We start from the raw sequence: 12,123 nt of genomic DNA, 5'->3' as shown, positions 1-12,123 counted from the left end.
TAATTGGTTCAAATTGTTTAAGACAAAATAAAGGTGCTTCATTTTGAATAAAGCACCAACAAATTAGGCTAATTATTAAAGTTATGCTAATAAATATTTTTCAGGGCTTTCATCAAGCTGCTGAACTATGAGGCAGTGATTTTTTCAGTTTTTTTTAGATGTTTTTCTAGATATGCCAAGCCCTCTTTAAATGTATGTGGCTGGTACCCAAGCTCATTTTTTGCTTTTTCAATGATAAAGCCTGTTTTGGGCGGACGTTTGGCCGGCTGTGTAAACTCACCAGAATCAGTACGGCTGATCAGGGATTTGTCCAGGTTAAAATGTTCAGCCACCAGGAGCGACAATTCGTAAGGTGTAAAAACTTCTTCATCAGAGATATGGAAGATACCTCTGGATCTCTTCTGTGCTATTAGCCAGCAGGCTTGAGCGAGGTCTTCGGCCAGCGTTGGTGTTCTGAACTGATCATCTACAACTTTTATACTTTTACCATTTTCCAGACTTTCCTTCACCCACAGTACGATATTACTTCTGCTCATACTGGGAGCAACCCCATATACCAGCGCTGTCCTTACGATGGCATGATCTACTTCACTTTGCTGCACCAGGAGCTCTGCTTCAGCTTTTGACTTTCCATAATAGTTCACAGGGCCGATGGCAGCATCTTCAGCTAAAGGACCATTAGAACCTGAGAATACAAAGTCAGTAGACAGGTGTATAAAAAAGGCATCAATCTCTTTAGCGGCTTCCAGCAGCCATTCAACAGCCAGTACGTTGACTTTCCAGCAGTCACCCTGGTTTTGCTCACACGCATCTACGTTTGTCATGGCGGCAGTATGGACAATTACATCCGGCTTTTCATCACCAATCACCTGCATCACTTGTTCCCGATCTGTTATATCCAATGAGCAAAAATGATATTCAGGAAGATCATAATAATTTACATTCTCACCCCTTGAGGTAGCAACTACTTCAATGTTATGTTCGTGAGAAAGTAAAGCAATTAATTTTTGACCTAAGAGACCATTTGCTCCGGTAATCAATATTTTCATAGTGACGAATTTTATAATATCTATTTTGCTGATGGATACATATATCCATATTTCTTTGAAATTGCTTTTTTGGACATTTCCTCAACATCTACTGTCATGTAAATATCCTCAACAGGCTTATCTTTAGCTCCTGTTGGTTGTGTAGCAATTGAATCCACTATACTTAAACCATCAATAATCTCACCAAAAACGGTATAAGTATCATCCAGGTGAGGCGTTCCACCGATAGTTGTATATGCTTGTAAACGTTCTTTTGGGTATTTTCGGTCCACTTCTATATTTAATTCCTCTTCAACTACAGGCTTTAGTTCTACCATTCTTTGGGTATAGGCCTCAAAATCTCCGCTCTGATACAAGCCAATCAGTTCTTCGCCTACCTCTTTATAATCGGCCTCCTTGATAAGCTTCTGTATTCCTTTTCCAAGCTTATTCATGTCAGTAAGCAGTTCATCCTCGGAATATACAACTCCCTGCACGATGTAAAACTGGCTTCCGCTGGATGCTCTCTCAGGATTAATCTGATCACCCTGTCGTGCTGCAGCTAATGCTCCTTTTTTGTGAAAAAGTGTGTCAACAAACTCAGCAGGAATGGTGTAATCTACAGAATCCTCTTCCGGATTGTAGCGGGGACTGGTACTTAAATCCCCACCTTGTACCATAAAATCTTCAATCACACGGTGAAAAGTCGTACTATCGTACTTGCCATCCTGAGCTAAGGTTATAAAATTTTCTTTATGTTCAGGAGTCGCGTCATATAGTACAGCATGCATCTCACCATAAGGTGTATGGATAGTTACTAGGTAATCTTTCTCAGCACTACAGGCAGTAAACATCCATAAGCAACAAAAAAAGAAAACAATAATATATTTCCTCATCAATAAAAATGTAACAACTATTTAAAATACAAACCTAACAAATATTCATTTGTTTTTTAATTTTTTCAAGAACAACGTCTCCCCCATTGTCCAGAATTTTTAGGGCTAACTGATTTCCTAATTTTTCAGCTTGATCAGCTTTGCCATAGACATTTTCTTTAATTAATTCCTGCCCATCAAGACTGATAACCCCTCCGGTAAGATGTAATGCGTCACGCTCAAGCTTTGCAAGGGCAAAAACAGGAATACTACACCCCCCTCTAAGTGTTTTCAAAAAAGCTCTTTCAGCTAGTAGCCTATACTCTGTCTGTTCATGGCTGACCAGTTTTTTTATTTTTGATTTTTTATCATTTTCCATGGCTGACAAAACTTCTACTGCTACACTTCCCTGCCCTACAGCGGGTATAAAAACCTCCGTATCAAATTCGTGAACCACCTTATCATGATAATTCATCCTATGTACTCCTGCGTAGGCGAGTAGCATGGCATCACATAAACCGGATTCCATTTTTGTAAATCTAGTCTGCAAATTACCCCTGATTTCCACAGTATTTACATGTGGGTAATAGTGCTTCAGCATTGCTTTTCTACGAGCAGAAGATGTGCCGATCAACCATTCTCTACTTTTATCAGCCAGGTTTACTTGCTGATGACTTACCAATACGTCGTGAACCTTCTCTCTTTCTGTAAAAGCGATAAGTTCAAATTCTTTGGGTAATTCAGATTGCATATCCTTAGCACTGTGTACTGCTATATCTATTACACCATCGAGGAGTTGCTGCTCTATTTCCTGTGTAAATACCCCTTTCTCGCCAATCTCAGCAATTGCCACATCCAGTTTCTTATCCCCTTTGGTATCTATGGTAATTATTTCAGTCTCTACGCCTCCTTGCTGTAACTTTTCTGCCACATAATATGCCTGCCACAACGCAAGTTTGCTCCCTCTGGTCCCAATTTTTAACTTCATATCTTCTATCGGTTAATTCCAATCTAATATTACTCTTATTACTCTATCGTAGTACCTGGCCTATTTTTAGTGAAATATCCAGAAATACAATTTTTGGGTTAGCATTTCTCATCAGATGATAATACCCCTGATTCAAGAGCTTAGTTATGCTTTCAACCTTATCAAACGACATTACTTTGCTAAAATTGGCAATGAACTTTAGTTCATCACCCTGTACCCTGATCAATATTTTATCGTTCAACATCACATCATCATTTCCCTCAGCTGTATTATCAGCAGCTAACACCATAAGGGTTTCACGCAGCATACTCAACCCGTACTGCATTAATCCTTTCTGTGCTTCTTTCCCCATTTTTTGTACCTGATCCATCATTTGAATTAACTTAGAATAATCCTGAACATAACAGGTGCGCATCCAATCTCTGAAGAACTTATGACTATCCTCTTCTACTTCTTCCGACAGTCTGAGGGCCTGGTTTAAGTTGCCATCGGCTAGCGTAGCAATCTGCCTCAGTTGTAACATTCTTTTGTCCTGAGGATCTGCTATTCTTTCTCTTTTGGCTAAGTCATAGACGATTTCATCATTAGTAAAAGCTCTTATATTTACGATCTGGGTACGTGAGAGAATGGTGGGTAATATTTTCTCAACATCATTGGCTACCAAAAAGAAGAGCGTATTGTCCGGCGGTTCTTCCAGAATTTTAAGAATACCGTTTGCTGCAGAAGGATGTAATAGTTCCGGTAGCCAGAGGATAACAATCTTGTACTTACCTTCAAAAGATTTTAAGGAGAGCTTTCTGATGATATTACGGCTTTCTTCTTTAGAAATATTAAGCTGCTTATTCTCAGCACCAAAATAGGCACTCCAGTCTACAGTATCTCCGTATGGATTTTCAGCCAGGAAAGAACGCCATTCTTTGATATAACTATCGCTTACTACGTCTTTCCCTGATATATTTTTAGTGGCACTAACAGGAAAGACAAAATGAACATCGGGATGAATGAACTTATTGAGCTTTTCAAGACTAGACTTATCCAATTCCTTTTTATCAGACAGGCCTGCGTGCTCAGTTCCTTCTTCCTGAAACACCTTGCCAGAGCTTTCCTCCCCAGCAGGAGCGTAACTATTCAGGTATGTGGCAAAAGCAACAGCCATTGCCAGGTTAGCACTACCCTCAGGGCCCAGGAAGAGCTGAGCATGGGCTACATGCCCTTCCCGGGCTGTATTGATCAGACTTTGCTTAATTTCTTCCAGGCCACTTATATCTGAAAACTGCATAGTGAGGATGTGAGTCTTTTCTTGCCGAAATTAATAAACAAGTATTAATTCCTGAACCTTTAAGAAACAAAAAAAGTCTTCAGAAAACTGAAGACTCTAAAATTTTTTGAGTGCTGGAAACTAGTTTTTCTCACGCTTATAACGCTTGTTAAACTTCTCAACACGTCCCGCAGTATCAACATACAGTTTCTTACCAGTGTAGAACGGGTGAGAAGCAGAGCTTACTTCAACCTTCACTACAGGGTATTCGTTACCGTCTTCCCACTTGATAGTCTCTTCAGAGTCCATGGTAGATCTTGTAATGAATTTAAAATCACTAGACGTATCATGAAATACGACTTTTCTGTATTCTGGGTGGATATCCTTTTTCATAGCCTTAGCTTTTCTTTTTCTATGGTTTTAACGGATTTTGCCGTTATTTAAGTTCGTTTTCTCAAAAGAGTTGCAAATATAAAAACTTTTATTCGGCATTCATAAATATAAGCCTAATGCTTTACACAAATTTTCATGTCAGGGTATGTTCATATATTTATGTACCTGCAAAGAGATTCTCCACTGAGGGTGCTCCTTTACATAATCAATGATCTGAGGTAGCACCTTATCCGATTTACTCCACTCAGGCTGGAGAAAGAGCTGACAGTCTGCACGCATTTTCTGCGCAAACTCCTCAGCCCATTTAAAATCACTCTTATTATAAATGATGATTTTCAGCTCATCAGCTTCCTGATAGATCTCCGGTAAAGGGGCTTTAAATTTTTTTGGAGAAAGACAAATCCAATCCAGCTTTCCACTGAGCGGGTGTGCTCCGGAGGTTTCAATGTTAATGGTAAAACCCTCTTGATGTAGCGCATCGCACAAAAAGCTCAGGTCATGCATCAGCGGTTCACCTCCTGTAATCACGGCCAGCCGGCCCGGATACGAAGCAGCTTTTTCCACGATATCACTCACCGCAATCAATGGATGCTGCGTTTCATCCCAGGATTCTTTTACATCGCACCAGACACAACCCACATCACAGCCTCCTAAACGAATAAAATAAGCAGATTTGCCCTGATGAAAGCCCTCTCCCTGTACGGTATAGAAAGCTTCCATGAGGGGTAAACTTCCAACAACAATGTCTTTTTGCTTAACTTCTTTAAACATCTCCAATTTAGTTATTACTATTTTGGGTTCTGGGTTAAGGAGTTTTTTGGTTAAGATATTTTGTATTAATGTCCGGTAATAGAGGCCCTCTTCAAATAAGTAGCCATGTTCTGTATCATACCTGCTGACTCATTTGCTTACATAAAGCATCAAACTCGTTGTTATTCAGACAAGTACTGTCTTTTGCACGGTAGGGCTGTGACATTACTTTAATACAGGAGGCTTTCGATATATACAGAAACTGAACAAACTCTTTATTGCTACCTCTTCCAAAGCCTTCCGCCATAGTATCCATAACTGAACCCCTACTTCTAGGATTTGATTCCTTAATGAAAATCCCTTCAAAATGGTTCTCTACCCCCTAGTTTGAAAATCAAATTACACAACATTCTCGCCTTCTGCCAGCACTCAATATCCTCAAACCTACTTATCGTAGCCATCACATAATTCCAATTAACTCCAAACTAAAAACGCTCCCAACGCTAAACCAAAAAACTCTCTAACTCTAAATCCTTGAACCCTGAACTCTAATAAACTTCTCCCTTCGCTGCAAGCATGGTATTATAAAGAAGAGACGCTCTCGTCATGGGGCCAACACCACCGGGTACGGGTGTGATATAGCTACATTTTTCCGCCACTTCATCAAATTTGACATCACCTTTCAGTCCAAAGCCAGATTTTTTAGAGGAGTCTTGTACTCTGCTGGTTCCTACATCAATTACCACAGCCCCTTCTTTTACCATATCAGCAGTGATGAATTCCGGTTTACCTAAAGCCGCAATCAGAATATCAGCCTGTTTGGTGATTTCAGGAATGTTGGGGGTTCTGCTGTGACAAACGGTTACTGTAGCATTACCGGGATAAGCTTTTCGCGACATCAGGATACTTACCGGCGTACCGACAATATCACTTCTACCCACTACTACACAATGTTTACCCTCAGTGGGTATTTCGTAGCGTTTGATCAATTCCAATACGCCATGTGGTGTAGCACAAACATAGGCGGCTAAGCCTTTAGCCATTCTCCCAATATTGATCGGATGAAAGCCATCTACGTCTTTTTCGGGACGAATGGCAAATGTGATCTTTTCTGCCGCGATATGGTCGGGAAGAGGGAGCTGTACGATTAAGCCATCAATATCATCATCATTATTGATCTCTTCTACTTTAGCCAAAAGCTCCTCTTCAGAAATGTCCGCATCGTAACGGATAAGAGTAGATTTATAACCGATTTGCTCACAGTCTTTCACCTTCATGCGCACATAGGTATCGCTGGCCGGATCTTCTCCCACCAGGATAGCTGCGAGATGAGGTATTTTTCCACCTTCTTTCTTAATTTTTTCTACTTCCTCGGCCAACTCCTGCCTGATTTGCTGAGCGGTCTGCTTACCGTCAATTAAATTCATATGATTAGGTTAGTTTATCGTTTCGGCTAGTCAAGTTTGAGTACTGCCATAAATGCTTCCTGAGGAATTTCAACATTACCTACCTGACGCATACGCTTCTTTCCTTTCTTCTGCTTTTCCAAAAGTTTACGTTTACGGGAAATGTCACCGCCGTAGCATTTAGCAAGTACGTTTTTCCGCATAGCTTTTACGCTTTCGCGGGCAATTACCTTCGTACCAATGGCTGCCTGTACAGCGATCTCAAACATCTGACGAGGAATCAGTTCTTTGAGTTTTTCGCATAAGCGCTTACCCCATTCGTAGGCTTTATCACGATGTACAATGGCCGAAAGTGCGTCCACTTTATCTCCGTTGAGCATGATGTCCAGCTTCACCATATTGGACTGGCGATAACCAATCGGATGATAATCTAGGGATGCATAGCCTCGGGAGAGCGTTTTGAGTTTATCAAAAAAGTCAAATACAATTTCGGCCAGGGGAAGCTCAAAAGAAAGCTCTACCCTATCCTGCGTTAAAAAAACCTGATTTTTGATCATGCCCCGCTTATCCATGCACAGTTCCATAATATTACCGATATAATCAGACTTGGTAATGATCTGTGCTCTGATAAATGGCTCTTCTATATGCGATAATTCGGTGGGATCGGGCATTTCAGAAGGAGCACTCACCTGCTTCATCTCACCATCTTTCATGACAGCATGGAAACGCACGGAAGGAACAGTAGTAATCACTGTCATATCAAACTCCCGCTCCAGGCGCTCTTGCACAATTTCCATATGCAGCATACCCAGGAATCCACAACGAAAGCCGAAGCCCAGAGCGGCAGAAGTCTCAGGTTCCCACACCAACGAAGCGTCATTGAGCTGTAGTTTTTCCATGGAGGCGCGCAATTCTTCAAACTCAGATGTGTCTACCGGATAGATACCGGCAAACACCATGGGCTTTACATTCTCAAAACCGCTGATTGCTTTCTCGCAGGGCTTATTGACATGGGTAATGGTATCACCTACCTTGACTTCTTTGGCGACTTTAATTCCTGAGATCAGATAGCCAACATTACCAGCACCTATAGTTTGAGCAGGTTCCTGCAAAAGTTTCAGTACTCCTATTTCATCAGCTTCATAGGTCTTGCCAGTATTGACAAACTTTACCTTATCTCCTTTGCTGATTTGCCCGTTGAAAATCCTGAAATATACTTCCACACCCCGAAAAGGATTGTAAACTGAGTCAAAAATCATCGCCTGTAGTGGTGCATCCGGGTCGCCGGTGGGATGTGGGACACGTTCAACAATTGCCTCCAGAATTTCCTTAACACCAATGCCTTCTTTGGCACTCGCCTCAATAATATCTTCACGCTCACAGCCAATCAAGTCAATAATCTGGTCGCCTACTTCCTCAACCATGGCTCCGGGCAAATCAATTTTGTTGAGTACCGGAATGATCTCCAGGTCATGCTCCAGCGCGAGATAAAGATTGGAAATCGTCTGCGCCTGCACGCCCTGTGCAGCATCTACAATTAATAGAGCACCTTCGCAGGCTGCGATAGACCTTGAAACTTCGTAAGAGAAGTCAACATGTCCGGGAGTATCAATCAGGTTAAAAACGAATTGCTCCTCCTTCTGGCCTTCTTTCTGATATTTGTAGTTCATCTGAATTGCGTGGCTTTTGATCGTAATGCCTCGCTCACGCTCCAGATCCATATTATCCAGTAATTGTTCCTGCTTCTCGCGCTCGGTGATAGCGCCGGTAAACTCAAGCAGGCGATCGGCCAGGGTACTTTTCCCATGGTCAATATGTGCTATAATGCAAAAATTTCTAATGTTCTTCATGTACAATTCGCCACTGTTAAGATGCACAAAAATAGCAATAATTTATTCCTGTAATAATGTGGATCAGGAGTTAATTGAATTTGCCCTAAAATAGTTCAACAGTGAATCGGTAAGGCTTGTTCCGGCAATGAGTATCTAGCCTTCACTTATGATGAATATTTATTTTTTCTGTTTCAATTCTTCCAACAAAAACATTAAAGTTAACGTATATGTAAGTATAAGATAAGTAGTATTTAGAGTGAGCGTAATTGAGGAGAGAGATAATTGTTAGAGTAAGTTAGGTTTAGTTGTTTAGTAGTTTTAGCACGCCCTCGGAGGGCGTGCTTTTTTATGCCATGTACTGTTTCCACCAGTGCTGAAATACGATCAGCGCCCAGATGGTGGCATGCACATCGCCAGGGTTGTTAGAAAATAACTTCTGCTTTATTGCCTGAATTCCTGCAAGGTCAAAAATATCCTGCTCTGCAATAAAATCATCTGATAATAGCTCTTCAATGGTACTTTTCAGTTCGGTGCGAAACCAGCCTAGCAAGGGAACTTCAAAGCCTTGTTTGGGTCTTTTGTATAGTTCAGGAGGTAGCAGCTTTCGGAAAGTATCCTGTAAAATACGCTTTTTCATCTGACGGTTAATCTTGGATTCTTCAGGAAGCGTGAAAACAAACTCTACTACCTTATGATCAAGGAAAGGCACACGAATTTCAAGTCCATGCGCCATAGACATCAAATCCACTTTAGTAAGCATATCATTGGGTAGCACCAGGTTTACATCGGTATATAGCCACTGGTTAATTGTTTCATGCTGATCATTGATGGCCTGGGTCAAAGCTCCAATCTGCCTGTCATGCTTTTCAAAAGCTAAATGTTCTAATACACTACTACTCAGCAGTGCTACTGCTTCCTCCCCATTCAAATAAGTAGCCCATTTGATGTATCGCTCTTTCGGACTGAGTTGCATTCCTTCTGAAAAACGCGCTAACTGCCGTACCTTGTTGGTAAGTGGATTGTTACGGGATTTAGGAAGACTTTTCCAGAGATGTGCTAAGCCACTGACCATCTTTTCTCCAGTGCCCGCCTGCATGGCTCTCCATGCAGCATGATGCTTATTGTAGCCGGAGAACACTTCATCTGCGCCATCCCCGGAAAGGGCTACGGTCACTTTCTTTTTGGTTTCTTTACTTAAGATATACACCGGAATCGCAGAAGAATCGGCAAAAGGTTCATCTATATGATCCAGTATATCAAAGAGGTGACCATATAGATCATAATTACTAAGTGAAAAAACAGTGTGATTGGTCTGATATTTATCCGCTACCAGTTGGGCATATTTTGTTTCATCATAAAAAGGCTCGTCCCTGTAGCCAATAGAAAAAGTATTGAGCTTGTCTACATGGCGGCTGGCCAGCGCAGTAATTACTGAAGAGTCAATACCTCCGCTCAAGAAAGCACCAAGCGGCACATCCGCTATTAATCTATTCTTAACAGAATCTTCCATCAACGCATGCAAGCGATTTTGCTGCTGTTCATAACTTAGTTTTTCCGGATTCAGTAAGGTTTCATTAAATGGAACTTCATAATACTTACCGCCTCTTACCCTGGGTTCATTTGCCTTTGAAATTTCCAGGTAATGTCCTGGCAGTAGTTTCTGCACACCTTTTAACATCGTAGCCGGAGCAGGCGTATAATTAAATTGCAGATATTGATAGAGAGCATTTGTATCCAGCTCTTTTTCAATCCCATAAGCCAGCAGAGATTTCATCTCGGAAGCAAATAACACCTTATCTTCATCAGCATAATAAAGCAAAGGCTTAATACCAAACCGATCACGGGCGATAAAAAGATTGTCGCGCTGCTCGTCGTAAATAGCAAATGCAAAAAATCCATTCAGTCTACCCAGGCATGCTTTTCCTTCATGGATATAGAGTTGTAAAAGTACTTCTGTATCAGTAGCTGATTGAAAATTTACGCCTTTTTGTTCAAGCTCTTTTCTTAACTCACGGTAATTATAAATCTCTCCATTAAAAATGATGGTAAAACGCTCACTACTGTCTTTCATGGGTTGATTTCCATGGGCACTGGTATCAATGATGGAGAGGCGTCTGTGACCTAATCCTACCCTGTGGACTGAAGTGCTTCTTCCAAAATCAGGGCCTCGCTTGCTTAGTTTATCAGTAGCAGCCGCCAGGTTAATCATATGAAAGCGACCTATTTCATTGAAGGCGTAAATACCCGTTATTCCGCACATAGTTTGGTTGACAATTACAAATTAAGAATTGCAGAGCATATTTCTCTGCCACATATGAGTATTTTTCTATTGGTGCTAATACGAAAGTAAGTGTAATATCAAATAAGGAAAAAGCGATTGACTAACATTATTTCCTGAGGGCTTTGCTAAGGCCGCGAATAAAAGGAATTTTAGGTACTGAGTTTGCTATTCTAATCTCTTCCCAGAAATTAGTTTTTTCATCCAAAAACCTGAAAACTCTATGGGGAGGATTGTTCCTGAACAGCTGGGTAAAAACATCACTTGGAGGGTGTAAATTGAGGGCCATGACATTGAGAAGGGTACTGTCATAGATCATAAATCGCTGTTGCCAGGCACTAGGCGCACGGTGCGGTTTTTCTCCTTCAATCAGTCGTTTTACAATCCTTTTACTGTCTTCCTGTATACGCATGAAGGTATAGCCGGTTGAAGGCTTGGTAACACCACCCGCAGTGCCAATATTTACAATATGCTTACCCACTGAAGAAGGATAAGGCATATTAGTCATAGGAATGACACCAAACTCTTCATGCTCAATGGTATAATCATCTAACTGATAATAGGTCCTCAGGTAATCTATCAAAGACTGATCATAACTCTCCTCTTTGAGTAGCTGATGAGAAAATATTGTATATTCTATTAAGGCGGTCTTACTGTCAGTAGGTAAGACATATACAAACCGACAATCGTCATTCTGAACGACCCTGAAATCCATCAGCGTTGCTTTTTGCGGGTCAAAAAATGCGTCAGGGGTTTTGATGATCCAACCTTTAAAAATGTTGCAGCAGATAATGATAAGCCTCTGCCTGCTCTCTTTCATCCTTTTCTCTGATGCTGTTAAAAACCCATTTTGCGTTAAAACTACCCTTATCAGTTTTTACAACAGCTCCTTCTTCAGTGTCTATTATTGATAACACCTCTGACTGCAGAAAATGAATATTTTCAAGCGTAGCAACACTTTTTTTTACATGGCTGTAAAAATCAATTCCCCTAATCATTTTATATGAATAAGGGGCTATGTCAAGACTTTTAGAGAAGCTTGCACTGTAAAAATCAAGCTGTTGCCATTGATGATGAACTATATTTTCAAATATGCCATCCCCTACTTCCCAAAAGCACCATGTACGATCATTGGTCTCTTTGGATGAGTTATCAATTACTAAAAAAGTTTTTTCTTTTAATGCGCTTTGCAAGCAGTGAAAAAGTAAGCTTAAGCCAGCCGCGCCACCGCCAGCAATGATATAGTCGTAACTTTTGAAAAAGGACATGGACAATAAGTAAAATTCAGCTATGGGAACAAGTTAAATAAGCGCTT

The 12,123-nt window shown here is 40.9% G+C and carries 12 protein-coding genes; all 12 read right to left on the bottom strand.

The window, feature by feature from the left end; all coding sequences use genetic code 11:
* Positions 1-125: 125 nt before the first annotated feature.
* Complete coding sequence (gene rfbD, locus OKW21_RS07210) at positions 126-1,049, bottom strand: dTDP-4-dehydrorhamnose reductase (protein ID WP_277478713.1); 924 nt, start codon at positions 1,047-1,049, stop codon at positions 126-128.
* Between the two features lie 20 nt (positions 1,050-1,069).
* Positions 1,070-1,882 carry a peptidylprolyl isomerase gene (locus OKW21_RS07205; protein WP_277478711.1) on the bottom strand — a complete coding sequence of 271 codons (813 nt, stop codon included), beginning with the start codon at positions 1,880-1,882 and terminating at the stop codon, positions 1,070-1,072.
* A gap of 76 nt (positions 1,883-1,958) precedes the next feature.
* The gene (gene hemC / locus OKW21_RS07200; RefSeq protein WP_277478709.1) at positions 1,959-2,891 is read right to left on the bottom strand and encodes a hydroxymethylbilane synthase; all 933 of its coding nucleotides are present in this window, start codon (positions 2,889-2,891) and stop codon (positions 1,959-1,961) included.
* Between the two features lie 43 nt (positions 2,892-2,934).
* Positions 2,935-4,170 carry a DNA polymerase III subunit gene (locus OKW21_RS07195; protein ID WP_277478707.1) on the bottom strand — a complete coding sequence of 412 codons (1,236 nt, stop codon included), beginning with the start codon at positions 4,168-4,170 and terminating at the stop codon, positions 2,935-2,937.
* 120 nt (positions 4,171-4,290) lie between these two features.
* Entirely contained in the window at positions 4,291-4,542 is a 252-nt protein-coding gene (locus tag OKW21_RS07190; protein ID WP_277478705.1) for a type B 50S ribosomal protein L31, read from the bottom strand.
* A 138-nt stretch (positions 4,543-4,680) separates the two neighbouring features.
* Positions 4,681-5,313 (bottom strand): 7-carboxy-7-deazaguanine synthase QueE, encoded by a 633-nt coding sequence (locus OKW21_RS07185; protein ID WP_277478703.1) that lies wholly within the window; start codon positions 5,311-5,313, stop codon positions 4,681-4,683.
* Between the two features lie 115 nt (positions 5,314-5,428).
* Positions 5,429-5,644, bottom strand: coding sequence for a four helix bundle protein (locus OKW21_RS32695; RefSeq protein ID WP_420870133.1), 216 nt, complete (start codon positions 5,642-5,644; stop codon positions 5,429-5,431).
* Positions 5,645-5,840: 196 nt separating this feature from the next.
* Positions 5,841-6,719 carry a bifunctional 5,10-methylenetetrahydrofolate dehydrogenase/5,10-methenyltetrahydrofolate cyclohydrolase gene (locus OKW21_RS07180; protein ID WP_277478700.1) on the bottom strand — a complete coding sequence of 293 codons (879 nt, stop codon included), beginning with the start codon at positions 6,717-6,719 and terminating at the stop codon, positions 5,841-5,843.
* 26 nt (positions 6,720-6,745) lie between these two features.
* The gene (gene lepA, locus OKW21_RS07175; RefSeq protein ID WP_277478698.1) at positions 6,746-8,548 is read right to left on the bottom strand and encodes a translation elongation factor 4; all 1,803 of its coding nucleotides are present in this window, start codon (positions 8,546-8,548) and stop codon (positions 6,746-6,748) included.
* Between the two features lie 328 nt (positions 8,549-8,876).
* Positions 8,877-10,790 (bottom strand): asparagine synthase (glutamine-hydrolyzing), encoded by a 1,914-nt coding sequence (gene asnB, locus OKW21_RS07170; RefSeq protein WP_277478697.1) that lies wholly within the window; start codon positions 10,788-10,790, stop codon positions 8,877-8,879.
* Positions 10,791-10,917: 127 nt separating this feature from the next.
* On the bottom strand, positions 10,918-11,628 hold the full coding sequence (locus tag OKW21_RS07165) for a lycopene cyclase family protein (protein WP_277478695.1): 711 nt from the start codon (positions 11,626-11,628) through the stop codon (positions 10,918-10,920).
* A complete protein-coding gene (locus tag OKW21_RS07160; RefSeq protein WP_277478693.1) occupies positions 11,579-12,076 on the bottom strand; it encodes a lycopene cyclase family protein in 498 nt (165 codons plus the stop codon). The genes OKW21_RS07165 and OKW21_RS07160 overlap by 50 nt, the downstream gene beginning before the upstream one ends.
* Positions 12,077-12,123: the final 47 nt, after the last annotated feature.

This window comes from Catalinimonas alkaloidigena (assembly GCF_029504655.1).
Taxonomy (GTDB): Bacteria; Bacteroidota; Bacteroidia; order Cytophagales; family Cyclobacteriaceae; genus Catalinimonas; species Catalinimonas alkaloidigena.
The sequence above is the reverse complement of the archived record's forward strand: the minus strand, read 5'-3'. Positions and strand labels throughout refer to the sequence as shown.